General features: G+C 57.5%; 21 protein-coding genes. 15 read left to right on the forward strand and 6 right to left on the reverse strand.

Annotated elements, in window-relative coordinates; all coding sequences use genetic code 11:
- Window positions 1-72: 72 nt before the first annotated feature.
- The 5 genes from IEX10_RS16750 (at window position 73) to IEX10_RS16770 (ending at window position 5,559) form a co-directional block, all read left to right on the forward strand.
- Window positions 73-1,656: a tetratricopeptide repeat protein gene (locus IEX10_RS16750; RefSeq protein WP_188678039.1), complete on the forward strand. Its 1,584-nt coding sequence runs from the start codon at window positions 73-75 to the stop codon at window positions 1,654-1,656.
- Window positions 1,640-2,851, forward strand: a complete 1,212-nt coding sequence (locus tag IEX10_RS16755; protein ID WP_188678040.1) for a tetratricopeptide repeat protein — start codon at window positions 1,640-1,642, stop codon at window positions 2,849-2,851. The genes IEX10_RS16750 and IEX10_RS16755 overlap by 17 nt, the downstream gene beginning before the upstream one ends.
- Window positions 2,852-3,047: 196 nt before the next feature.
- Window positions 3,048-3,464 (forward strand): hypothetical protein, encoded by a 417-nt coding sequence (locus IEX10_RS16760; RefSeq protein WP_188678041.1) that lies wholly within the window; start codon window positions 3,048-3,050, stop codon window positions 3,462-3,464.
- A 55-nt stretch (window positions 3,465-3,519) separates the two neighbouring features.
- A complete protein-coding gene (locus tag IEX10_RS16765) occupies window positions 3,520-4,695 on the forward strand; it encodes a hypothetical protein (RefSeq protein ID WP_188678042.1) in 1,176 nt (391 codons plus the stop codon).
- An 87-nt stretch (window positions 4,696-4,782) separates the two neighbouring features.
- Window positions 4,783-5,559, forward strand: a complete 777-nt coding sequence (locus IEX10_RS16770) for a sulfotransferase family protein (RefSeq protein ID WP_188678043.1) — start codon at window positions 4,783-4,785, stop codon at window positions 5,557-5,559.
- Here IEX10_RS16770 and IEX10_RS16775 read toward each other — a convergent pair.
- Window positions 5,536-6,426, reverse strand: coding sequence for a glycosyltransferase family 2 protein (locus tag IEX10_RS16775; protein ID WP_188678045.1), 891 nt, complete (start codon window positions 6,424-6,426; stop codon window positions 5,536-5,538). The two genes, IEX10_RS16770 and IEX10_RS16775, sit on opposite strands and share 24 nt — an antisense overlap.
- A gap of 161 nt (window positions 6,427-6,587) precedes the next feature.
- On the opposite strand from IEX10_RS16775, the gene IEX10_RS16780 reads away from it, so the two are divergent.
- Genes IEX10_RS16780 through IEX10_RS16790 form a run of 3 tightly spaced genes read left to right on the forward strand, consistent with a single transcriptional unit; the run spans window position 6,588 to window position 11,084 of the window.
- The gene (locus tag IEX10_RS16780) at window positions 6,588-7,316 is read left to right on the forward strand and encodes a phytanoyl-CoA dioxygenase family protein (RefSeq protein WP_188678047.1); all 729 of its coding nucleotides are present in this window, start codon (window positions 6,588-6,590) and stop codon (window positions 7,314-7,316) included.
- On the forward strand, window positions 7,316-8,017 hold the full coding sequence (locus IEX10_RS16785) for an SDR family NAD(P)-dependent oxidoreductase (RefSeq protein ID WP_188678049.1): 702 nt from the start codon (window positions 7,316-7,318) through the stop codon (window positions 8,015-8,017). The genes IEX10_RS16780 and IEX10_RS16785 overlap by 1 nt, the downstream gene beginning before the upstream one ends.
- Window positions 8,018-8,030: 13 nt before the next feature.
- Window positions 8,031-11,084 carry an FG-GAP-like repeat-containing protein gene (locus IEX10_RS16790; protein WP_188678052.1) on the forward strand — a complete coding sequence of 1,018 codons (3,054 nt, stop codon included), beginning with the start codon at window positions 8,031-8,033 and terminating at the stop codon, window positions 11,082-11,084.
- Here the strand turns inward: IEX10_RS16790 and IEX10_RS16795 are convergent.
- The 3 genes from IEX10_RS16795 to IEX10_RS16805 form a co-directional block, all read right to left on the reverse strand.
- Entirely contained in the window at window positions 11,081-12,586 is a 1,506-nt protein-coding gene (locus IEX10_RS16795; protein WP_188678054.1) for a M10 family metallopeptidase, read from the reverse strand. The two genes, IEX10_RS16790 and IEX10_RS16795, sit on opposite strands and share 4 nt — an antisense overlap.
- Window positions 12,587-12,691: 105 nt before the next feature.
- On the reverse strand, window positions 12,692-13,675 hold the full coding sequence (locus IEX10_RS16800) for a calcium-binding protein (RefSeq protein ID WP_188678056.1): 984 nt from the start codon (window positions 13,673-13,675) through the stop codon (window positions 12,692-12,694).
- 172 nt (window positions 13,676-13,847) lie between these two features.
- Window positions 13,848-14,528 (reverse strand): DUF1236 domain-containing protein, encoded by a 681-nt coding sequence (locus IEX10_RS16805; RefSeq protein WP_188678058.1) that lies wholly within the window; start codon window positions 14,526-14,528, stop codon window positions 13,848-13,850.
- A gap of 352 nt (window positions 14,529-14,880) precedes the next feature.
- On the opposite strand from IEX10_RS16805, the gene IEX10_RS16810 reads away from it, so the two are divergent.
- The 3 genes from IEX10_RS16810 to IEX10_RS16820 all read left to right on the forward strand — a co-directional run bounded on the left by IEX10_RS16810 (window position 14,881) and on the right by IEX10_RS16820 (window position 17,211).
- Window positions 14,881-15,048: a hypothetical protein gene (locus IEX10_RS16810; protein ID WP_188678060.1), complete on the forward strand. Its 168-nt coding sequence runs from the start codon at window positions 14,881-14,883 to the stop codon at window positions 15,046-15,048.
- Window positions 15,049-15,060: 12 nt separating this feature from the next.
- A complete protein-coding gene (locus IEX10_RS16815) occupies window positions 15,061-15,213 on the forward strand; it encodes a DUF3309 family protein (RefSeq protein WP_188678062.1) in 153 nt (50 codons plus the stop codon).
- Between the two features lie 180 nt (window positions 15,214-15,393).
- Window positions 15,394-17,211 carry a cation:proton antiporter gene (locus tag IEX10_RS16820; protein WP_188678064.1) on the forward strand — a complete coding sequence of 606 codons (1,818 nt, stop codon included), beginning with the start codon at window positions 15,394-15,396 and terminating at the stop codon, window positions 17,209-17,211.
- 27 nt (window positions 17,212-17,238) lie between these two features.
- Here the strand turns inward: IEX10_RS16820 and IEX10_RS16825 are convergent, their stop codons facing one another.
- Window positions 17,239-18,234, reverse strand: coding sequence for a replication initiator protein A (locus IEX10_RS16825; protein ID WP_188678065.1), 996 nt, complete (start codon window positions 18,232-18,234; stop codon window positions 17,239-17,241).
- A 493-nt stretch (window positions 18,235-18,727) separates the two neighbouring features.
- Here IEX10_RS16825 and IEX10_RS16830 point away from each other — a divergent pair, with 493 nt between their 5' ends.
- The 3 genes from IEX10_RS16830 (at window position 18,728) to IEX10_RS16840 (ending at window position 22,466) form a co-directional block, all read left to right on the forward strand.
- The gene (locus IEX10_RS16830; protein WP_188678066.1) at window positions 18,728-20,116 is read left to right on the forward strand and encodes an AAA family ATPase; all 1,389 of its coding nucleotides are present in this window, start codon (window positions 18,728-18,730) and stop codon (window positions 20,114-20,116) included.
- Window positions 20,117-20,185: 69 nt separating this feature from the next.
- Window positions 20,186-21,199 carry a ParB/RepB/Spo0J family partition protein gene (locus IEX10_RS16835; protein WP_188678067.1) on the forward strand — a complete coding sequence of 338 codons (1,014 nt, stop codon included), beginning with the start codon at window positions 20,186-20,188 and terminating at the stop codon, window positions 21,197-21,199.
- A 265-nt stretch (window positions 21,200-21,464) separates the two neighbouring features.
- Window positions 21,465-22,466, forward strand: a complete 1,002-nt coding sequence (locus IEX10_RS16840) for a PAS domain-containing protein (RefSeq protein WP_188678068.1) — start codon at window positions 21,465-21,467, stop codon at window positions 22,464-22,466.
- A gap of 55 nt (window positions 22,467-22,521) precedes the next feature.
- Here IEX10_RS16840 and IEX10_RS16845 read toward each other — a convergent pair whose 3' ends face one another.
- On the reverse strand, window positions 22,522-23,496 hold the full coding sequence (locus IEX10_RS16845; protein ID WP_188678069.1) for a DUF2793 domain-containing protein: 975 nt from the start codon (window positions 23,494-23,496) through the stop codon (window positions 22,522-22,524).
- A 300-nt stretch (window positions 23,497-23,796) separates the two neighbouring features.
- Between IEX10_RS16845 and glf the strand changes: the two genes are divergently transcribed.
- Window positions 23,797-24,951, forward strand: a complete 1,155-nt coding sequence (gene glf / locus IEX10_RS16850) for a UDP-galactopyranose mutase (RefSeq protein ID WP_188678070.1) — start codon at window positions 23,797-23,799, stop codon at window positions 24,949-24,951.
- The last annotated feature ends 3 nt before the right edge of the window (window positions 24,952-24,954 follow it).

Below are 24,954 nucleotides of genomic sequence, written 5' to 3' on the forward strand. Positions count from 1 at the left end.
GAAAAAACACGAGCCATAGGGCTAACTGCCCCCAGAATGTCTGTTCCAGCCCTTTGAGCGAAAGCCATATTTATGATCCCTGCCCGCCGGTCCGCCCTGATTAGCCCGATCCTCGCAGCGGCGCTGGCCTTTGCCCTACCTTTACAGGCGCAACAGACAGGCGCGCCCTCCCCGGCCCAGATGGAAGCCGTCGAAGACGCCTATGCTGCAGAAGATTACGCCGCTGCCCGCGCCGGACTGCTGGAACTGGCAGAGACCGGTGATGCGCTGGCACAGGCCCGACTGGCCCGCCTGTTGCTGGACGGGCGCGGCGGCCCTGCCGATCCTGCAGGCGCTGTGGACTGGCTGCAAAAATCGGTTCAGGCTGAAAACGCACAGGCGATGGTCCTGCTCGGGCAGCTGCACCTTTACGGGGCAGGCGGGCTGACGGCGGACCCGAAACAGGCGGTCGATCTGCTGACACGGGCCGCGCGGGCGGGCCATCTGTCAGGCATGGTGTTGCTTGGCAAACTCTACCAAAGCGGACAGGGGGTGCCGGCGGACCCCGCCTCGGCGGCGCGGTTGTTCCAGAAAGCGGCCGATGGCGGCGATGCCACCGCCGCTTTTGAGTTCAGCAGACATCTTTCCCGCGGGCTGGGTGTTGAACTTAACACGGCTAAAGCGCTGGAATATCTAACCATTGCCGCCAAGGCCGGCCACACCGAGGGCGAACTGTTTCTCGGGCTTGCCCTTATGACCGGACAGGGCGTGGCGCAGGATAAAGCGGCGGGGATCAACTGGCTGCTACGCGCCGCTGAAGGGGACAATCCGATGGCGCAACGCCTGCTTGCCACCTCTTATTTGCAAGGGGACGGGGTTGAACAGGACACCGCGCAGGCACTGCACTGGATGACAGCCGCCGCCACCGCCGGAGAGGCCAGCGCCCAGTCCAATCTGGGGTATTTTTACGCCACAGGCACCGGCACGCAGCAGGACCTGAAGCAGGCGTTCCACTGGTATGAACAGGCCTCGGATCAGGGGTTGCTGCGCGCCACCACCGCGCTCGCCAATCTGTATGAAACCGGACAGGGCGTGGCGCAAAACCTGACACAGGCCGCCGATCTGTACCTTGAGGCCGCACAGCAGGGCGAACCCCGTGCGCGCACCCGTCTCGCCCGCTTGATTGGCACTGGTCAGGTGCCGCCCCCTGCCGGATCGCAGAGCCGCACCATTATCTGGGTCGCCGGTTTGTTGCTGGAAACCGATACGCCCCCTGCCATAAGCCCCGAGGAAGAAACCGCGATCCTGTCATGGTTACAGGACCGCGCCGATCCGGACGGCGACAATCACGCCATCGCCCAATCCCGACTGGGGCTGATTAAGGTGCAACGGGGCACCGCTGCCCAAGATACCGAGCAGCTCGAACAGGGGGTGACGCTGGTAAAAACCGCAGCCGCGCGGGGCGATGCCTTTGGCCAGTACCAGCTTGCCCTGCTCTACGGATCAGGCACCGGCTTGCCGCAAGACTATATTGCCGCCCACGCCTGGGCCAATCTGGCCGCAGCGCGCGGGGTGGCAGAGGCCGGACGCCGCCGTGATCTCTTTGCCAAACTGATGACCCCCGACCAGATCGCACAAGCCCAAACACAGGCCCGCACCTATGTGGCAGAGAATTAATCCCGCAAGGGCGCTGACCCTTGTCACAGTGGTATCTTTCCTGTTTGCAGCCCTGCCCGCCCACAGTCAGAACCAGCCACAACCCGTTGTAAGTCTTGTAGAATTGCAAAATGCCGCGCGCAGTGGCGACGCTGTGGCGCAGCTTTATCTCGGGCAGCTGTTTGACGAAGGCACCCAAGTGCCGCAGGATTTTGCACAGGCGCGCCAGTGGTATGAACAGGCCGCCACCGCCAATCTGACCGAGGCACAGAACAAACTGGGCCGCTTGCTTGGCGCGGGTCTTGGCGGCCCTGCCGATCTGCCCCGCGCCTTTGAACTGGTGAAACAGGCTGCACAGGATAACACAGCGTCCCATCTCTATGATCTGGCGCAGATGTATGAAAACGGCGCTGGCACCGCGCAGGATATGACCCGCGCTGCCACTCTTTATGAACAAGCAGCTAAGGCCGGCCACCCCGATGCGGCGGTTTCCCTTGGGGTGCTGTATCAGAACGGCACCGGCGTGGCGCAGGATTACGCCCGCGCCCGCACCCTTTACGAACCCGCCGCCGCCGCAGGCCACAGCCGCGCGCAAAACAATCTGGGGCTGCTTTACACCCGTGGCACTGGCGTGGCGCAGGACTATGACCGCGCCGCGGCCCTGTTTCAGGCCGCTGCGGCAGGCGGGTTGTCCACCGCCATGACCAACCTGTCGGTGATGTATGAAAACGGCTTTGGCCTGCCCCAAAGCGATGAACTGGCCGCGTCATGGGCGCGGCGGGCCAAATCGGACACAAAAACCGCCTTCCTGTCAGACCCGCGCCTTGGCACTGCGATCCAGCGTGCAGAGGCTGGCAATGCACAGGCACTGCAAAGCGCCGCCCGCGCCGGTGATCCCCTCTCTGCCTATCTGCTGGCCTTTGCCCTGCTCGACCCTGCCAGCCCCGCCCCCGATCTGGCCGCCGCTGCCCGCTTCATGGAACAGGCCGCCCGCGCCGGTATCCATCTGGCACAGGCCAATCTGGCGGTGATGTATTTTGAGGGGATCGGCCTGCCACAGGATTACGTTCTGGCCCGTGTCTGGGCCAGCCTCGCCAGTCTTGGAACGGACCCGAGAACGATCGAGCTGCGGGACCGGATCACCCGACAGATGACGTCCGGTCAGATCAACGACTCCCAGCAGATCGCGCAAAGTTACTGGCAGGGCAAGAGATAGATCACCTTAGGTGGTATTTACCGAAAAAAAACACACCTATAAATTGAATTTACACTCCTAACTTAACAAAGGTTTTGCGCCGAAATACTTAATGGCTTATAATTTTGTGTAGAAAATCACACTCATAGACGGGCGCTTCACCCATATTAGAGTATTCGCCATAATTTAGCTCGCACTCTAGGATAAGACCCAGAAGATGTTCAAAATACGCCAGACAGCTCCCACCTTTTTCGCCGCTCTTCTTGTGGCAACCACCGCTTTTGCCAATGAACCCCAAGAGCGCACGGACACCACTGCCCTGTGGTTTGAATCCTGGGGCAGCCTGAGCAATGCGACGCTGGTGGTGTCTGGACCGGATGGATTTATCACCAATATCGTGGCGGAAAAAGGCACCCCGCGGTTTTACCTGCGCGATGCGGCGCCGGTGACAGACGGGGTCTACCGCTATGAACTGACCGCCGCCACCACCGAGAAAATCAAACTGCGCAACCAACTGAACAACGGACGCGGTGAGAACCAGAAGGACGAGATCGCCAAACCCTTCCAAATGGGCGGCAGCTTTGTTGTCTCGCGCGGGGTGATCACCAAACAAGAAGACATCGTCGAAGAATAACCGCATAATACCATTCAAAAAGGGGTGCGAGCCCCGTAAACGGGAGTTTTAAAAAATGCTTTTACTGAGAACCACCGCCGCCGCCTTTGCACTGGGCGTGACCGGTCTGGCTGGAACCGCCTCTGCGGACATTCAGCATCTGGATGATGTAATTATCGATGGCAGCCTTTGTGTCGGGCAGGACTGTGTCAACGGAGAGTCCTTTGGCTTTGACACAGTTCGCCTGAAGGAAAACAACCTGCGGCTTCATTTCAATGATACCTCCACTTCCGCAAGCTTTCCCAGCAATGACTGGCGGCTGACCGCCAATGACAGCTCCAATGGCGGTGGAAATTACTTCGCGATTGAAGATGCCACGGCCGGCAGAACGCCTTTCAGGGTAGAAGCCGGCGCCCGCAGCAATGCGCTTTATGTCGATGACGGCGGCCGGATCGGTGTGGGCACATCCACACCAGTGGCCAATATTCATACAAAAATCGGAAACACACCCACCTTGCGTCTGGAACAAGACGGCTCGTCCGGCTTTACCGCACAAACATGGGATCTGGCTGGCAACGAAGCCAACTTCTTTGTTCGTGATGTCACAAACGGCAGCCAACTGCCGTTCCGCATTCAACCAGGCGCGGACTCAAACTCGCTTTACATCGCTTCTGACAATGATGTGGGTATCGGGACGAGCAGTCCGAGTGCGCCGCTACACATCAGGCGTACAAACAGCACAGCCAGTCTGATGATCGAAGACACGGGCACGAGTTTTAACCCTATGGTGGAATTGGTCCAGGGTAACAGCCCTCGCATCCGCTTTGACAACTCAACCGCTGACAATGCACCCACCGGCGGTGGAACAAACCTTACAGCAGAGTGGGATATCGGTCTTGCTTCTGATCATAAATTTCTCTTCCGCAGCATCCAGGAAAATGCAAACGTGGTAACAATTGACCACGCGGGAGACATGACAATCACAGGAGCGCTCACGACAGGTGGCGGAACTTGTGGCGGTGGTTGTGACCGTGTCTTTGATGCCGAATACGAATTGCCGACAATATCGGATCATGCTGCTGTCATGTGGGAAAACGGTTACCTGCCAAATGTTGGCCCCACCAAAGAGAATACACCGATCAATGTTTCGGACAAACTCGGTCGTATGCTCAATGAGCTGGAGCACGCACATATCTATATCGCGGAACTCCATGAGCGTTTGGAAACACTCGAGTCAAAACTGACTAAATAATCAATACAGCTCTGTATTGATTTAAAATTCTTCAATGGCCTGGTAGGATTATCAGGCCATTTTCCTTGGGAGGTATTGGAAACCTTTATGTCGCGTAGTCTTTTTATTGTCGGCGCTGGACGGAACGGTACCAGTATGACCGCTGGATTGTTTCGGAATTGCGGGCTCTATATGGGGGAAAACCTGCATGCGCCTTCTATCGAGAATCCGCGAGGGTATTTTGAGTCTCCGAAAATAAACACACTCAACAACCAAATACTCGGAGCATATAATCCCGCACGCGAAACCATATCGGGTTTGGGTTATCGGCACGACAGCCCTGGAACAGGAAGCGGCTGGCTTTCCAGAATTCCTTTGGAAACCAGATTACACGCATCTCCGGAACAACAGGCCGAGATCACCAAAATTACGACTCGGACGCCCTTTTGCCTGAAAGACACCCGATTTTGCTACCTGCTTCACCTGTGGCGCATGAATGTGCCCGATAGCCGGATGATATGTGTTTTCCGCCCGCCTTCGGTCTCTGTTACCAGTGTCCTAAAGTCATGCAGAACGCGCCCCTATCTCTATGATATGGCCATCAGTGTTAATCAGGCCTTCGAGCTTTGGACCCTTATGTACAGTCATATATTGCAGCACCAGTCCCAACACGGAGAATGGTTCTTTGTGAATTATGAAGATATTCTGAACCAAAGCGCGTTGCCCGCACTGGAGGAATTTACCGGGTATACACCGGATGCCCAGTTCCCGGATCGAATCTATAACAGGACACAACCTGAATACGAAGTTCCATCCGCTGCTTCAGACGTTTTTGAAGCTCTAAAGAACCAAGCAGAAATCTCACGCAGCCGGTTCAGTGCCTAAGGCCGCTTGCAACGCCTCAAGCCCTCGCAAATCCCGAAGCACGCGCCCAGTTTCAAGATCCGCCTTAAGCATATCCTGCGATGGCAGAGCATCGCGTAATGGCAGTTCGATCCCGCCGGCCTGTTCCATCCGGTGCCAGCGCCGCCAGTGCCAGCCGGTCATCTTTCCAAGATTCTTGTGATTGAGAAATGCAGCACCGCCCTGCACCACTTTTCGTTCAAATTGAGCGGCAGAGCGGACCGGATAGTGATAAATGACCATTTCTGCCTCGGCCTTGGTCACGTCTGACACAAATTGCGCGTTATGGTTTCCCATACCGATCCCGCCAAATCCTTCAGCCCGAAAAATAACTTTCGGCGGCAGATTCATATAAAAATAGGGACAGGGCAGATTATCCGCGTAGATATCGTCGATCGGCGGGCGGGCAACAGGATCTGCCACACGGTAGACCAGCCCTTGCGCCCAGCCCCCCTCAGGAGGAGGCGCATCATGGGCAAAGACCATATTGCGCCGTGTCACATTCAGGATATGTGCTGGCGTGCGCGTCAGTTCCGCTTTGAGATCATTGTCCTGCGTCAACCAGAACTCATCCGCATCATTGCTAAAAATCCAGTCCGCCTTCAAACGGTCTTTCGCCTGAAAGATTGCTTGATTAACCCAAGTAGATTGCGCGTAATCTCGGCCTGGCTCGTCAACAATAGTTATCGGAGCCTGCCCTACCAAATCAGCCAGAATATCTCGTGTGCCGTCGACCGATCCATTATCAATGGCAATCACGTGATCCACACCACAGGCCAGGTGAAACGCGATGTTCTGACGGACAATATCCGCTTCATCCCTAACCAATAAAATCATTACCAATTTCATAGAATAAACTCCAACAAGCATCCACTCTCCGTCTGGGAGGTTTCAAAATTTCCGAAACACCGACGATTCATCGTCGCTCGTGTCTCTATGAACTTGATAATGGTGGCCTGTAAAGGCTACCTTGAAACGTATTCGAGCAATGGAAAGAAGCCCCCTTAATCATGTCCTCCACTTCAGAACATCTCTCCGGAACCCATTGGGGCAAAGAAAAAAATGCTTTGGATCAGCTCGGTTACACTGCACCGTTGCCTTTGTCCGAACCGGAACGGGTGGCGGCAGTTCTGGCGGAAAATGCAGATCGCGCAAGCTACACCCGCAACCCGCACAGCAGTTCTGCTACAGTACGCCATATGCTGTCCGATCCGGGTCTGGTGAAATACGTCACGGCCCTGTGTGGTCCCAATCTCCGCCTGTGGCGCAGCGCCTTTTTTTCCAAGAGCGAGGGCAGCGGGGAAATCGGCTGGCATCATGACAAACACTTCTTTTCAAATGAAGCTGAAGACATCCGTCTGGATGAAATCGGCAGCCATTATTCTGTTCTCTTCGGGCTGACCCAGATTGATCAGACCACCGGGATGCTAGAGGTTCTGACAGCAACCCACCAACCGATGGACGGGTTGGAGCGGGATTCCCGCCCCTATCACAAACGTCCTGCAAACGAACATATTTTGACGGACCTGCCCGATACCGTTCTGTCCAATCGCAGGCCGATCCCGATCCCCGCCAACAGCTTTCTGATTTTCCATTCAGCCCTGCTGCATCACAGCCTGCCCCACAATGGCGGCGGAGACCGGTTGGGGCTGGCGATCCGTCTGGTCGCACCTGATCTGGTCGTTCCCGCAGAACTCGCAGATGCAAAAGATGTCATGTCCTTTCCACCGGCCCCCTGATGATTAATAAAAACAGTGAAATATGGCTGATCAGCGGAGCGGGTCGGGGAATTGGTCTGGCTATGACCCAAGCACATCTGGAGCGCGGCGGTACCGTCCTTGCCACCTATCGCAACGCACTGCCCGAAAGCCTCTCCCGCCTTGAAGATAATTACCCAAAACGATTGATCCCGATCCGGTTTGATCAACAGCAAACCCTCACTTCCGACGAGATCGCGCAATACGTTCCCGGCCCCCTAGATGTCATCGTCCATAATGCCGGGGTCTACGGCCCACGCAACTCCTCTCTGGAAGGGCTTGATTACACGGGGATATTGAACACGTTCGATACCAACACTCTTGGCGTCCTCCGCGTGAGCGAAGCTTTCCTTCCGTTCATGAAAGATGCCGCAAATCCCAAAATCGCTGCGATTTCCAGCCTGTTGGGCACTCCCGCTAAAGCAGGGCCAAACGACATGGCCTACCGCCTGTCCAAAGCGGCTCTCAATATGGCGATGCATGTTATGGCAGCCAACGTTGCACCTCAAAAGATTGCAACCGCCTGTCTGCGACCGGGACATGTGCGCACAGATATGGGCGGTCCCAACGGTGCGATCAGCCCAGATGAAAGCGCCAGCGCCCTTCTAACCGTTATTGACCAAATGACTTTTTCCGCAAAACCTGTATTCTTGGATCTCACCGGAGAGCCGCTCGCCTGGTAGCAATGGAGCCCCCATGCAAACCCTCGTCACACCGCCTTTTCAGAAACGTGCTTTTTTCACCCTGCTGCTGGTTGTCGTGCTCGCGGTGATTTTCTGGACGCAGTCGCGTTATCCGGCACTTGATGAGAAGGCGATGATGTCCGGCGCGATCCAGCTGGAAGACTCCCTTAGTTTTGAGGCGAAGTACCCCATTCTGGACTCCATGCCGGTCTGGAAGAAGATCGGGCTTTCGACGCTGAACTGGATCAACACCAACAAGAAGGGGATGACCTTTGGGCTGTTGTTCGGGGCGGCGATGCTGACGTTTTTTGGATATCTGCGCCAGCGCAGTTTCAAGGACGGGTATCTCAACTCTCTGCTCGGGCTGTTCATCGGGGCGCCGCTCGGGGTGTGTGTGAATTGTGCCGCGCCCATTGCCAAGGGTCTTTATGCGGCGGGAATGCGGGCGGAAACCACGCTGTCGGCCATGGTGGCCTCGCCCACGCTGAATGCGGTGGTGATGACCATGCTGATTTCCCTGCTGCCGCTTTATATGGTGGTGACAAAAGTGGTGCTAAGCCTGTTTGTCATCCTGATCGCCGTGCCGCTGGTCTGCCGGATGCTGCCGCGCGCCCAGTTAGAGGTGCCCCCGCCGGTGCCTGCCACCGGGTGGGATCTGCCAGATACGGCCCCCCAAAGCGAACCGTTGCTGGCCGCTTTTTGGGGGTTCGTAAAAGCCTATGCCGTTAATCTGTGGTTCATCCTGCGCACCACGGTGCCTTTGATGCTGCTGGCGGGGTTTCTCGGGGCGGTTGTGGGCACGTTAATCCCGCCCGAGACCCTTGAAGGCGTGTCTTTTAGTGTCTTTATCGTCGTGGCTGTGGCCCTTGTGGGGCTGTTCCTGCCGGTGCCGATCGCCTTTGATGTGGTGCTGGCGGGGGCGTTGCTGTCCGCAGGTCTTGCCCCCGGTTATGTGATGGCGCTGCTGTTCACGCTTGGCATTTTCTCAATCTATTCGTTTTTCATCGTGGCGGGCAGCATTTCCCTACGCGCCGCCCTGTTGATGAGCGGGGTGATCGTCGTGCTTGGCATCGGGGCGGGGATCGGCGCGCAAAGTTATTACAACTGGCAAAGCAAACGGGCGCTGAACATCCTTTTGTCCGAAGATCATAGCACCCCCTTTTCCCTGATCGGTATGGCCCACGCACAGGAAACCACGCAAGGCATCACACTCACCGCCACGCCCTTCACGCCGCCCTCGCCTGCCGCGGATACCCCCTTCACCCGACTGGAGGGCTGGGAGATCGGGCTCGACAAACCCATCGAGTTCTCCTTTCAGGATATGTGGCCCCCCTTTTGGGAAGGGCGCAGCCTGTCATCGGGGGATGTGGACGGGGACGGGGATACCGACCTGCTGATCGCCTCTACCTATGAGGGGCTTTACCTTTATGACAATGACGGCGCGGGGCAATTCACCCGCCGCCCGCTTGACCTTGGCGCGCTGGCATCGGCACCTGTGTTCAATGCCGCTTTGGTGGATCTGGACGGGGACGGCTGGCTCGATATTTTTGTCACCACCTATCAGCGGGGGAATTTCCTGATCACCAATAACACCGGAGATTTCAGCGCCGCAGGGATCACCCCTGTTGCCAACCGCGAGGATGCGATCCTCAGCCTTGCGCTGTCTTTCGGGGATGTGGATCGGGACGGAGACCTCGACGTGGCTTTGGGCAATTGGGCGGCGGGCTGGTACCGCCGCATCCCGGGCGAGGAATCTCGCAACCGTATTCTGCTGAATGAGGCCGGAACCCTGAACGGCAGCCGTTTCACCGATCTGCCCGGTATTCCGGGCGAAACCCTGTCGATCCTGTTCAGTGATATCAACGGCGACGGGATCAGCGACCTGCTGGTGGGCAACGATTTTGAAATCCCCGATTACTTTTACCTTGGGGATGGCAAGGGCGGCTTTGATGCCATCACTTACGCGCAGAACATCATCCCCCATACCACCACCACAACCATGGCCGTCAAAACCGCCGATCTGGCCAATGACGGCACGCCGGAAATCTACCTTGCGCAGATTGCGGGGCGCTCTTCGGGGGTGTCTTCGACCCTGAAGATGCAGCCGTTGGAGCAGTATTGCGACGGGATCAAACGGGCAGAGGACAAGGAAACCTGCGCGCGGAATATGACGATCAAGTCGTGGTATAAATCGGGCAACAACTTTGACCCGACCTATGCCGCCCGCTGCGCCACACTGTCAGGGCGCGACCAGCGGGAATGCAAGGGGATGCTGGTGAAGGATCTGGCGATCCAGCAGAATGATCCGGCGGTTTGTGACCTGATCCCAGCAGACCAGAGCCTTGCCAAAGCCTATTGCAGCGCCCATTTCCGCCCCATCCGCCAACCCACCCAGCCAGAGGCCGACGCCGCGATCCAGCAGATATTGCGCTCTAATGTGCTGCTGGAACAAAACGGGGCGCAGGGTTTGCGCTTTGAAGACACTGCCCAGACCCGTGGCCTTGATGTGGGCGGCTGGAGCTGGGACACGAAGATTGCGGATTTTGACAATGACGGGGCGCAGGATGTCTATATCGTCAATGGCACTTGGGTCCCGAATGAGGTCAGCCCCTCAAATCTTTTCTTTCACAACCAAGGGGATGGCAGCTTTACCGAAAGCTCTGGTGTCTTCGGGCTAGAAGACTATCTGATGACAGCTGCGGCGACCGCCTTTGATCTGGACGGGGACGGTGATCTCGATATGGTCACCCATCCGGTGAACGGCCCGCTAACGGTGTTTCGCAACAACAGTCAGAAGGGCAATGCCATCGCCTTCAGGCTGGAGGATCGAACCGGAAAGAACCGCTTTGGCATCGGCGCGGTGGTGCGGATCACCGCGCAGGACGGCACCACCCAAAGCCGCGAGCTGCAATTGGGCGGTGGCTTCATGTCCTTTGATGCACCAATGGCCCATTTCGGGCTGGGATCACAGACAGGGATTAGTAGCGCCAGCATCCGCTGGCCCGATGGCAGTGAAAGCAGCCTTGAAGCGCTTGCCGCCGGTGCCACCTATACTGTGTCCCGTTAAACGAAATTGAAATCGTCGTTGTTGATCAAGCCCTCGTCCACGCCAAGCAGCGTGACCTGACCCTTGTTCCAGACCACGACGGTATCATCGCCGTCGCCGGACCATGTGACTTTGCCACCGCCTGCGATTTCGATCATATCCTTGCCGTCCTCAAAATCGGTGATCTTGTCCTTGCCCGATCTTACGGTGGTGTCGAAATAGAACGTATCCGCGCCCTTGCCGCCGGTGTGTTTGTCATTGCCCTTGCCGCCAAAGAAGTCATCGCGCCCGTTGCCGCCCTTCAGCCGGTCGCGGCCGCCGCCGCCGAACAGTTCGTCATTGCCACCACCGCCCGACAGCTTGTCCCGTTTGCCGCCGCCAATCAGATCATCCGCGCCGCCAAAGCCGAACAGCCAGTCCTTACCGCCGCCCCCTTTCAGCATGTTGTTGGCGCTATTGCCGTAAATCCCGTCATCGCCGCTGCCGCCAATGGCGTTTTCAATCAGGGAACGTTTGTCACCTTCAAACTGTAAGGCATTGTAAAGATTGCCTTGTGCAAAAACGACGGCCGTATCCCCGACAAAGGTTCCGTCGTCGGCGTAACCGTCGTTCAGCTCTGCCCGTTGGGCGGTGCCATGATAATCAAAAGTGCTGTAAAATCCGGGTTCCAGATCAATCAGCATGGCGGTGTCATAATTGGACAGGTCATAAGTGTCCTTGCCGCCCCCGTCCCAGATCGTGCGCAGCACGACGTTTTCCCCCGGCGTGCCTTGCCCTGTGCCGTTGACAAACATCTCTCCGGTTTTGGTAGAGAACGTATAGGTGGTATTGCCGCTGTTGGTTTCAAAATTAGCGCCATACATGCGTTGCAAGGCAGCAATATCGAGCATCATGAAGCTTTGCGGATTATGTCCCGGCGCATTGGCCAGAAAACGGATGCTGTCAGGCTGGCCCACATAACTGTGATAGGTCATCACCGTATATTCATGGCTGTCGTGGCGGTCCTCTATCAGCCCTGTGCCATTTGCTTCTTCATGGGCGTGCTTCAACCCCATCGCATGACCGATCTCGTGCAATATCCCTGCTGCAAACGCATAGGAACCGATATCGGGGGTTTCGTATTGACCGTCTTTAAAGGCCATATCTCCGGCGGCTTCGTCGCTGTAGGGGTAAAATCCGTAGGCCGTGTAGAGCCCTTCGAAATCCCCGAAACGCAGGGTGCCATCGGCGTTATCTTCTCCCGGATCGTCGCCTATTTCATCAAACGTGACCAAGGCCAGTTCCGCCAGCATGGAAAAAGCCAGCTCTACTGCGGCCATCTGGGCGCTGTTAAACCCGTTGGCAAAGGTCAAACCACCGGTATCATAAGCGATATCCGAAGCTTCGTCGATAAAGCTGTAAGTGATCAGCGTGCTGCTGCTGGTGTCCCATTTCTGCCCCTCCAGCAGGGCATCAATGCTTTGGTCCGCATCACCGGTATCGGTGTCTATGCTGAAAGAAATATAGGCGCGCTCTCCGGCCATGACGGACTCCTGTAGAAATATTTGGCAAGCCTCTCAGGGGGGCATGCTTCTGTCTAAAACGGATAGCACAGTCCCTTCACTGCGGCACACCTGCCCAGACGTATATTAAAGGATAAAATCTGCTTCCGCCATATCCGAAAGGATATGTCCGACCAGCGTGATACGGGTGCCCGAGGGTAAAATAATCAGCGTATCTGCTGCCTCTGCCCCGGTGGATTCCATCTCTAATGCGTCAAAGGACACGCCTTTTACCTGCAAGCGATCCACGCCAGCCTTAAAATCCTCTATCCGGTCGCGGCCTTCGGATTTTCCGGCTTTAAAGACGAATACATCTGCCCCCGCGCCCCCGGTCAGCAGGTCATTGCCCTTCCCACCGTTGATCCGGTCCGCGCCGTTGCCCCCCGACAGGGTATCCCCCTTGCCGCCGCCCGACAGCAAATCGTCCCCCGCGCCGCCATAAATCTGATCGCCGCCTGCCCCGCCATAAAGCCGGTCGTCACCCGAACAGCCAAACAGGATATCCTTGCCGGTCTGCCCGTAAAACTGCGCCTGCGCCGGACCCGCGGTAGAGATCACGTCACCACCGCCACCGCCATAAACCGTGTAGTCTTCGCCGGTGCCTGCGCTGATCCGGTCCGCCCCGCCACCACCATAGATCAGACTGCCCGACCCTTTCCCTGTAGCATCCGGCCCGATGATCCGGTCCGCACCACGGGTGCCAGCAATCAGCAACGCCTGCCCGCTTTCAGGCTGAAGATCGGTGGTCAGTGTCAAGGGGGCCGACAGATCATCCATACTACTGCCAAAACGCAGGGTTTCGATCTTGGGTGCGCCCGCCCCGTTCAGCGGGATCGCGATGCGCCCGACGCCAGCCCCGTTCCAGACCAGCGCACCGTCCTGTACCAGCACCCATTTCGCCGCCCAAGCGCCACCGCTGTCCAAGATCACCAGTTCGTCCGCCGCCCCGCCCGTGTCTTCCAGTTCTGCGGTTTTGTAGCGCAGCCGGTCCAGATCCACACGGTAACTGTCAGACCCCGCCGTGCCCTTCAACACCTCGCCCTTGCTCTTTCTATAAACCCGTATCGCCATAGGGCCGCACCCTAACGGGCCGGATCAGAAAAGCTGCAACAGAGTAGTTGGCATTTTAGGAAAAAGGGGACGTAATTCGCCGTTAAGGGTCTAAAACCCCACCCGACCCCGGCAAAAAGCCCCGTGGAGGGGTCCACGGGGCTTTTCGGTATTGGTTAAATCTGCGGGGATATTAGCGGATGATGCGCACGATCTGATTTGTTTGTGCGTCCACAACCACCGCCTGATTGTTCACGTTCAGGTAGCGGTATTCCGACTGTGGCAATTCATAGGTTGTGACGGCTTCAGGCACACCTGCGCCAACCACGACTTCACCGTCCAGATACACGGTCTCGACCGGATTGGAGCTGATGTAGGTGATGGTTTCTTCTTCAGGCTCTGCTGCGGCTGTACCGGCAGCGCCCCCCAGAATACCACCGGCAATCACGCCGCCGATCGGTCCACCAAGGGCAACACCTGTCAGCGCACCAAGGGTTGCGCCAACGGCCGCGCCCTCGTTTTCGTTCTTCTTCGTGCCTTCGGCATCTTCATAGGTCACGGTCTTCACGTCATAGGCTTGTGGACGGGTTGTCAGGGCAATCGCTTTTTCTTCCACATTCACCGCCAGATAGTCAGAGCTTGACCAGCCGGTCACATCACCGAATTTCACCTGACACCAAGATGTTGACTCAAGGCAGCCCTCGACACTGGCTTCCTTGCCACCGGGGATCACACCCACCACAGAGTGGTGCGGTCCGGGGCCGGAGCGGATGTTGAGGTCGGTTGCTGCAACCGCTTCAACTGTTTGGGCAACAGCGGGAAGCGCTGTTGAGATGAGAAGACTCGAGATCAGGCCTGTTTTTACCAAATTCATTATATGTTCCTCCGTATAATTCTTAACTTCGGTTTCATTCGGTGCCGCCCAGACGGTAAAGGCACTGGGAGGAGCACCCCGTCCGCTGACCGGCAACATCGCACTAACGGGGTGATTGGGGGAAAGTTCCATCCGGTTCAGGGAAAGATTTGCCCCCTTGCGGAACCGGCATTTTTGCGCCGGCATTACCTTCAAAACGGGCGGGAACCTGCTGACATCATAGAGGCAGTTCAGGTGTAAACGAGCCACATCTTAAAGAAGCAGAAACTAAAACCGGCAGATTGGGAACTAAATCCACCCTGTCGCGTTTTCCTTTCACAGAACACAAGGTACAAAACTCAAGGAGCAAAATATGTCCGAGAAAGATACAACAGTCGTAACCACAGGTGGCAACGGCGGGAGCTGGTTCCTGATCGGTGCGCTGGTCGTCATAGTTGCAGTCGGTGCCTATTTCTTCCTCGGTGGGGACGGTCCCGCCAAGGACGTGAATGTGTCCATCGAAAACCCTGTAAGCGAATAGGCGGAAACAGCCATGAGCACTATACTCCTCGTCATTCTTATCCTGCTTTTGATCGGGGCACTGCCAACATGGGGCCATAGCCGGTCTTGGGGGTATTTTCCCTCGGGTATTCTGGGCGTCATCCTGATCATCGTGATCGTGCTTGCCCTGACGGGCCGCATGTAGGGCGCCGTGCCGGTCAGAACGGATTAACACAACAAAGGACCCGTGCCGTCTGGCCGCGGGTCTTTTGGTATCAGAACAAGCGAATGCAGCCCCTGTGTCCTTCGGGTTTTCCCCGAATAAAGTAGCGGGCGACTGCGGGGCGCTGTAGCGTTATTTCAACAGACAAACAGCGAGGAATATATGGCGGCAGCAGAAACAGCAGGGTTGGCCCCGGTCATGGCATTTGCGCTTGTGGGGGCGCTTGGTGTGGGCAGCCAGTGGCTGGCATGGCGGTTGCGAATGCCCTCGATCGTACTGATGCTGCTGGCGGGGCTGCTCTTTGGTCCGGTTCTTGGCATCCTAGACCCTGCGGGGCAGTTCGGTGATATGCTTGGCCCGATGATCGCTATTGCTGTGGCGATCATTTTGTTTGAGGGCGGATTGACCCTGAACTTTCACACATTGCGTGATGCGGCCACCGGCGTCAAACGGCTGGTCGTTCTGGGGGCGCCGCTTGGCTGGTTCGCCTCTGCGCTGACGCTCCACTATGTGGCGGGGCTAAGCTGGGCCGCTTCGGCGGTGTTTGGCGGCATCATGATCGTCACCGGACCCACGGTGATTGCGCCTTTGCTGCGTCAGGCGAAACTGCAAAAACGCCCCGCTGCGCTGTTGCAATGGGAAGCCATTGTAAACGATCCGGTGGGCGCATTGGCGGCCGTGTTGGCGTTTCAGGTGGTGATCGTGCTGGAAACCGCCAGTTCTGCCGGTGCTGCCGCGCAGGATCTGACCATCGGCATCAGTGTCGCCACACTGCTTGGCATTGCAGGCGGTTGGGGCATCGCGCGGGCGTTCCGGCTGGCCTATGTGCCTGAATACATGAAAGTTCCGGTCCTTTTTGTGGTCCTTCTAAGTGTCTTTGCCCTGTCTGACAGTGTGCTCCATGAATCCGGACTGCTGGCGGTGACGATCATGGGCATCTGGGTCGCAAACGCCCGCCTTCCCAGCTACACAGAGCTGCGCCGCTTCAAGGAACACGCAACCGTTCTGTTGGTTTCGGGCGTGTTTATCCTTCTGGCCGCAAGCATGAGCTGGACCGCGCTTGGCTCTCTGGATGTTACGGCTCTCCTGTTTGTGCTGGCAGTGATCCTGATCGCCCGCCCCCTGCCCGTACTCGCGGCTCTGTCGTTTTCCGATGTCCCTTGGCGCGAGCGTTTGCTGGTGGCCTTTACCGGACCACGCGGTGTGGTGCTGGTGGCGGTTGCGGGATTGTTTGGCGAACGGCTGGTAGAGATCGGGATCGCGGATGCCGACCGGATTGCGCCCCTTGCCTTTGCGCTGGTGGCCGCGACCGTGGTGTTGCACGGGTTTACCCTGACACCAATGGCGAGACTACTGGGGCTGACGGCGTCTTCTACCACGGGGGTGATCATTCTGGGCGGCTCGCGCTGGTCGGTGGCACTGGCCGAGGCGTTACAGAAGATGGGCCTGCAAGTGATCATTGCCGATCCGAACCACGCCCATCTGCGCGGCGCACGGGATGCCGGAATAGACACGTTCTTTGGCGATATCCTGTCAAAAGCTGCCGAGGAACGGATCAACCTTGTTGCCTTTGAAAAGCTGATCTGTGCGACCGACAACGACGCCTATAACACGCTGGTCGCCACCGATCTGGCACCGGAATTCGGGCGGGACAATGTGTTTCAGGTAAAACGGGTGCGCGAGGCCAGTTCGCGCCATGCCTTGCCCGCCACATTGGGGGGGCGTGTGATTGGCGGTGGTAAGACCTACTTTGAAGCCAACGCCCTGATTTCCCAAGGGTGGGAGTTCCGCGTGACCGGATTGTCCGAGGAATTCACGCTGGATCAATGGCGCGAGAAACATCCCGAGGCGATCATTATCGCAGAGCTTGGCAAGGGTGGCACCTTGCGTTTGCTGGAAACAGGGATGGACCCGAAAAAAACCGAGGACGTAGAGTTGCTGTCATTGATGCCTGCCAAACCGAAGCGTCGGGAAAGCTGATCCCTTCGGTGATGGAATGGCGGGGCGTCAGCCGACCCGCCGTTTCACCCAGCCAAGGAAGGCAGCGTCGGCGCTGCGCAGTTTCTGGCGGCCGCTGCCGGCCCACCATGCCACCCATTCGGATTCCAGCGCGTAGATGTCCCATTCAGGGGCAAGGGCGCGGGCCTGTTCCAGTGCTGTGGCTGAAATCACCGGCTTCTCGCTTGGCTCCAGCACCACGTTGCGCGGGGCGACGCGGATGATATCGCCGTCTTCCTCAAACAGTTGATAGTCGGGCAGATGGTCAGCGGCGATCATATCGCGGATCATTTTGCGAAACACACGGCGGGGCGAATTCGATCCCGATTTCTTCAGCAGGGTTTCCAGACCCACCCGCCATTCCCGCTGGCGCCCGCAATGTTTGCGCGCGATTTCATAGATGCGCCGCTCCAGCGGTTTGCGCAGGCGAAAGTAATCCCGCGACAGGGTGAGCACGGATTTCGAGGCAATGGCGCGGAACAGCCAGTCCGACAGTTTCACCGACACGCTGACCATCCGCCCCCGCCCGGTTTTGCGCACGATCTCCCAGCTTTCGATCAGGCCAAAGCCGCTGGTGGTTTCATGATCGCCTGTGACGATATTGGTGGTGATGCGGGTGCCTGCCAGACGCTCGAACGCTTCGCGCAGACGTTTGTAACCATCCCCCGAGGTTTCGCGGTTTGTCGCCACCAACAGGTCGTGGGCCTTGAGGTGCAGCGTCTGGCTGACCGCCCGCCCCGCATTGATCCCCGCCATAAGCTGGCTCATGCAATAGATCAGAATGTCCTTGTCATGGAGCGTTGCCAATCCGCGCACAGAGGGCGTAATCTCGATCACACTCTCCCCGTGTTCATAGCGCAGAATGCGCCGGTCCGGACGGGTCGAAAGGGAAAACAGCGGATGCTCCATGGAGGCAAGATCGCTTTTGGGAAGCGCGTCAAATACATCGCACAAGAAAAAATTCGCGGTAGGATACCGGTCGGGTAACAGCCCTGCTGTTGTCATAATACTGCCTGCCTGCGCGCCCTTTTTGGTCGGGCTTTGCGCTTTATTGTTCTGCTCTGCTCATCGTTGCCACAACTGCCCGCCTGTTTGCACCGCCCCTGTTTTCAGGATCCGGTGCGCGAATCTTATCGTGGTTTTAGTGACACCCACGCTAGGGGCGGCTGTGGATAAAAGCAACCGGAGCTAACGTGGTATTGGAATCGCTTCAACGTGGTATCAGAGTCACTTAAACGTGGTATCAGATTCACTGCTCTCTTCTGAAAGCCGGATTCTTGCCTTGAAACCAGCTCTTTACCGAAAGCCCCTGTGTCCCGTAACTTATAAATAACAGGATTCTTAACTAAGTCTTTTTGCAATGGTGATAAATTTGCCAGCGTAGCCCCTGCTGAACCCCCTGTATTTGCTTAGAAAAAAGGTTTTTTGTGCTGATAATCCTTTCATGTGCTTCGTTTTTGGGTATATTGGGTAAAAAGCAGCACATACAGGTAAACTCATGGCACAGGCAGCCCTTCCTCCGTATTTCAATATCTCCGCAGATGACGCGCTGGCGGAACTTGGCGATCCCGTGGCCACATCGGATTTTGCCCATGTGGCGCAGGTCTGCACAAGGGGGCGGGAGGATCTGATGTCCCGCGGTCATGTGGTGGATGGCAAGAAATCCCTGCGGCTGTTTTCCACTTGGGAGATCACCAAATATCTGATCCCTGTGGCCACCCCCCATTTCCGCCGTGTGCTCAAAGCAAACCCGAACCTGCCCCAAGGCGAGAGCGAAACCGAAGGTGGTGCGAAGTGGTTCACGCTGGACGAGGTTCTGCGCCTGCGGGCCCATTTCGCGACCGAGGGATCGAAGTCCAAGGAATACACCCCCTACCGTCCCAAGGGCCTGCCCGCCAAAATCGCCGCTGTGGCGAATTTCAAGGGCGGGGTGGGCAAGACCAGCACGGCGGCCCATCTGGCCATGTCAGCGGCGCTGGACGGCTACAGGGTGCTGGTGATTGATCTGGACAGCCAAGGCTCCATGACCTCGATCTTCGGGGGCACGGTGAAGGATGAATGGGACACGGTGTTCCCGCTGATCGCGCGGGACTATGCCACCGACCTTCAGGCAGAAAACCGGCGCCGTGCGGATCGGGGCGATGCGCCCCTGCCCCTTGATGATACCATGACCGAAGCGTTGAAGGTTACCGCCCAGGAGATCACCCAGAAAACCCACTGGCCGAATATTGATCTAATCGGCGCGCAGTTGAACCTCTACTGGGCAGAGTTCCAGATCCCCGTCTGGCGCATGGGGCTGAAAAGCTGGAAGCTGTGGGATGCGCTGACCAACGCGCTGGAACGGGACGGGGTGCTTGATGATTACGATCTGGTAATTTTGGACACCCCCCCTGCCCTTGGCTATCTGACCATCAACGGGCTGACGGCCGCCGATATTCTGATGGTGCCGATGGGGGCGTCTTTTCTTGAATTTGACTCAACGGGTCGGTTCTTTGACATGCTCCACGCCACGTTCAATTCCATTGAGGAAGGCGAGAACATGGCGGCCCGCGCACTCGGGCGGGATGAGATCCGTTTTGAATGGGATGCGGTGCGCACGGTGATCACCCGCTATGACAGCGGCCAGCAGGCGGAACTGGCGTCTTTGATGCAGGCCTATATGGGGCGGTTTATGACCCCCTACAGGCAGGATTACACCGCTCTGGTGGGTCAGGCTGGCGAACAGGTCAATGGCATCTACGAGGCCGATTACCGCGATTTCAACCGCGAGACCTATGCCCGCGGGCGCGAAACCTTCGATCAGACCTATGCGATGTTCAAAAAGCTGCTGATCGGAAGCTGGCGGCGGGACGAGCTGGAGGCGCACGGCGCCGCTACAAAATCCTAATGGCTTGTTGTCATAAGACCGAGGCATTCCCCGCGTTTTCTTTGTCCAAGGACAGAAAGGAATAACATCATGGCCCGCAAGAGACTGGCTCCGGCAAAACCGGATTTCCTGACACAGGACGCCCCTGCCCCCGACACCACCTCCGCGCCGGAAGCACCGCGCATGTCCGGCCCGCCGATTGCACAGGTCGCAGCGGAGGCTTCGGCCCATAACGCCCTGCAAGGTCTGGCCGAGGACATCAGTCGCGCGCGGGCTGCGGGCAAGATGATCCTTGATATTCCGCTGGAAGATATTGCGCCGGATCATCTGGCACGGGACCGCATCCGGCTCGACGGCGAGGAAATGAAGGCGCTGATGGATTCCATCCTGCGCCACGGCCAGCGCACCCCGATTGAGGTGATGGAGATTGAAGGGTCGCAGAAATACGGTCTGATTTCGGGCTGGCGGCGGTTGATGGCGCTGGAGTTTCTGCGCAAGGACAATCCGAACAGCCCGCAATTTGCCACAGTGCAGGCGCTGCTGCGCAAACCCGATGCCTCGGTCGATGCTTATGTGGCGATGGTTGAGGAAAACGAGATCCGCGTTGGTCTGAGCTACTACGAGCGGGCCAGCGTTGCTGCCGAGGCGGTCAAGCACGGGGTGTTTGAGACCGAGAAACAGGCGTTGTTGTCGCTGTTTGCCACCGCCAGCCGCCCCAAACGCTCTCGCATTCGGTCCTTCATCGAAATCTATCACGCCCTTGGCGATGTGCTTTGCTTTCCGGGGCATATTCCCGAACGGCTGGGCCTGTCGCTGGTGGAAGGGCTGCGGCGTGATCCTGAACTTGCAGACCGGATCGAACGGGCCCTGCAGGAGAAACAACCAACAACGCCTGATGCAGAGCTGGCCGTTTTGGCGCCATTGGCCGCACCGCCCAAAGAACCAAAGCCTGCGACCGCTAAAAAAGACGCGCCGGTCCGCCAGAAACTTGGCAACGGGCTGGAAGTGTCTTTGAAGCAGGGGCGCATTGAAATCAGAGGGGAAAATCTGGACGAGAAGACCCTTGAAAGGGTCGTATCCCTGCTGGAACAAGAGTCTTTTTAGGGTCTTAGGCACGGCCCCGATGTTCCGCGTGCGGAACAATCAGGGATATGACAGTTTTAGGCGCGGCGCGGCAGAACAACCGCAGCCGCGCCTTTGTTTTTAAGGGGTTCAAAGATCGAAACCGCTTCACAGCCCCATTTTTACCCGCTAGACAAGAGTACGGTAGGAAAGCTTGCTCTCTGCCGGTGAGTTTGCGGCATAGGGGGAACTGCGTGGCGCATCGGGGAAACCGGGATTGTATAATCCCGAAACGGGAGAGTCTCCTTTGAACGTTGCTAATGGCCGTGCGCGGTGGGATCTGGATAATGACAAGGCCATCGCAGAGGCCGTGCGTCATGCGCGGATTCCCTTGTGTATTTCGGACCCGAACCTACCAGACAATCCGATTGTTTTTGCCAATGCCGCCTTTCTGGAGCTGACCGGATATTCCGAAGCCGAAGTGGTCGGGCGCAATTGTCGTTTCTTGCAAGGCCCCGAGACCACCCGCGAAAGCGTGGAAGCGGTGCGCAATGCCATTCTTGCCCAGAAGGTGGAAACGGTGGAGATCATCAACTACCGCGCTGACGGGTCGCGCTTTGACAACGCGCTACAGATCGGCCCTATTCTGGATGACGCTGGCAACCTTGTGTTCATCTTCGGCTCGCAGCTGGATGTAACGCAAAAGCGCCAGCAGCAGGAACGGGCCCGTAAACTGGCCAATGAAGAACTGGTGCACCGCCTGCGCAATATCGTCAATGTGATGTCCGTTGTTATCAAGATGTCTGCGCGGGAAGAGCTGGACACCAAAACGCTCGGCGCGTTGGTGATACAGCGTCTGCAAGCCCTCAGCGATGCCCATTTCACGGCGATCACCCAGCCTGTGGATGTGGGCGTGGAGCTTGGGGAACTGGCACAGGGGGTTCTGGCGGCCTATGCCCCGAAAGGCCTCGAGCAATTTGCATTGCAGGGGCCGCAGGTGGCGCTGCAGGGGCATCTTTTGTCCTGCATGTCGCTGGGCCTGCATGAATTCGCTACCAATTCTGTCAAACACGGTGCGCTCGGGGCCGAGACTGGTAAGGTCACGCTGGACTGGAGCGTAGAGTCTGGGGAAGACGGTGCGCGGCATCTGGTGCTTCACTGGGCCGAGAGTGGCGGACCGAAAGTGGTTCAGCCCGAGCGGCGGAGCGGATCGAAGATTGTGAACGATCTGTTTGTGGCTGTGGGGGGCACGATCACACTGGACTGGGCGGAAACCGGACTGTTGGCCCGTGTCAGCTTTCCGCTGTAGACTCTGATCCGGATTGAAATGTTCCGCACGCGGAACATTTCAGAAGCGCCCTGCCCTACAATCCGCCCAGAAACGTGTAGGAATAGGTCCAGCTGTTGGTATAGCGGTTCTCGATTTGTAACTGGCCGGATTTGACCGCAAGGCTGCTGGTGTTGACTGATCCGGTTGTCCCGTCCAGCACCGCCGTGCCGAGATTGGCAAAGCTGCTGCCGGTATAAATTGTGTCACAGGCCAGCGAGCCGCCGGTGTCATAACAGAAAATCCCGCTGTGGCTGCTTTGGGGATAGCTGGCGTGTACCACGGTGATCAGCACAAATCCCCCCGCGCCCGGCGTGTCGATCAGGCCCACAGCATCCTGATCCACCGTCAGCTTGCCGCTGGTCAGGCATTTGGCCTGTGTTGTGGCGCTGGCGGGATCAAAGGACAGGGCGGTGTCAAAACTGCTGCCATCCGCGCTGACCTTGATGCGAAAGCTGTCATCCCCTGCCAGCCCCATTTCCGCCCGTCCCGACCAGTTGCTTTGATACAGCAAAGATGCGGTGTCGCTGCTGCTGGCTTTGTTAATCTTGAGCTGATGCCCTGCCCCGTCATGGCTCAGCAATGTGGCGTCCCCCGATACCGCCAGCGGATTGGTCCCATCGGATACGGTGTTGACGCCAAGGCCGCTCAGGTTTTGCAGGGTGACACTGTTGCCCCAGCCACTGCCGTCAAAGGTAATTCCCGCCGCCTCGTCCAGCGCATAGGCGCGCCAGCCGGCCTGTGGCAGGGTGAAAGCCCATGCTGCCCCCTGCCAGACGGCTATGGCGCCCTCCTGCCCTTCCCATCCGCCGCTGGCGGTGGCCGCGACCACGTAGCAATCCCCGATGGCGGGGCTGGCCGGGGGGCTGGCAATGGCGCGGCTGATCACAGTCAGTTGCACCAGCAGGTCAAGCATACGGATTGATTCATTGTGGGTGACATGTTTTTGCGCCTGCGCGGGCAGGATATAGGGCAGGCTAAGGATCGGGGAGGTGTCTGGGGAAACGGTCATGGGCGGGCTCCGGTTTTTGGGATGAAATTCGGGATAAAATTCGCGCCAGACTAGCCGGAGTGTATCAACCGTCACTGAAGCGGGCGTTCGGGGCTGGTAAGATTTCTTAACCTTTGTGCGAACAGGCCCCCTCCTGCCCTTTGCCTGCTTGTCGGGACAGGGAAAAACGGGCATCACTGACGGGCGGAATATGGCCCCAGCCTTGACCAGAGGGCAGCAATATGAAACGGGATGCGCGGAGCTTTTGCCCGCTGGACTGCGGGGCATGTGAATTTGAAGAACAGAGTGGATAGATCGAATATGGCGCAGAAAAATCTTTTGATGGTAGGGGCCGGTCTGTCCGGTGCCGTGATCGGGCGCAAACTGGCCGAGGCGGGGCATAAAGTGACCATCGTGGATGCGCGTGACCATATTGCCGGAAACTGCCATACGGAACGGGACGCAGACAGCGGCGTTATGGTCCATGTCTACGGTCCCCATATCTTTCACACCGACGATACCGAGGTTTGGGATTATGTGAACCGCTTCCAGACCTTCATGCCCTATAAGAACCGCGTGAAAACCACCAGCGGCGGGCAGGTGTTTTCCCTGCCGGTGAACCTGCACACCATCAACCAGTTCTTCAACAAGACCATGCGCCCCGATGAAGCCCATGCCTTCATCACGCAAGAACAGGCCGATACCAGCATAGAGGACCCGCAGACCTTTGAAGAGCAGGCCATGCGCTTTGTGGGTAAGGATCTCTATGAGGCGTTCTTCAAGGGCTACACCATGAAGCAGTGGGGCTGTCATCCTTCCGAACTGCCCGCAAGCATCCTGAAACGCCTGCCGGTGCGGTTCAACTATGACGACAACTATTTCTTCCACAAATATCAGGGCATGCCGGAAAACGGCTATACCGATATGGTGGCGGGTATTCTGGAGCATGAAAACATCACCGTGCATCTCTCCACCAGCTTTGATCGCAGCCAGACTGCGGATTATGACCATGTGTTCTACTCGGGGCAGCTGGACGGCTATTACGGCTATGATCTCGGGCGGCTTGGCTATCGCACGCTGGATTTTGAACGTTTCACTTATGACGGGGATTATCAGGGCTGTGCGGTGATGAACTACGGCGAGGTGGACGTGCCTTACACCCGCATCACCGAGCACAAGCATTTCTCCCCTTGGGAGTCACATGAAGGATCGGTCTGCTACAAGGAATTCAGCCGTGAATGCGGGGCCGAGGATATTCCTTATTATCCGATCCGCCTGATGGATGAAAAAGACATGCTGCAAGATTATGTAAAGCGGGCCGGAGCAGAACAGAAAGTCACCTTTGTGGGCCGGCTTGGCACCTATCGCTATCTCGATATGGATGTCACCATCCGCGAGGCGCTGGACACGGCGGATGTCTTTTTGAACGCGACAGAGGCTGATCCGATGCCCGCCTTCGTCAAGGCACCCCTGTAAGAC

This window comes from Neptunicoccus cionae (assembly GCF_014643735.1).
In the GTDB taxonomy this organism is placed as follows: Bacteria; Pseudomonadota; Alphaproteobacteria; order Rhodobacterales; family Rhodobacteraceae; genus Amylibacter; species Amylibacter cionae.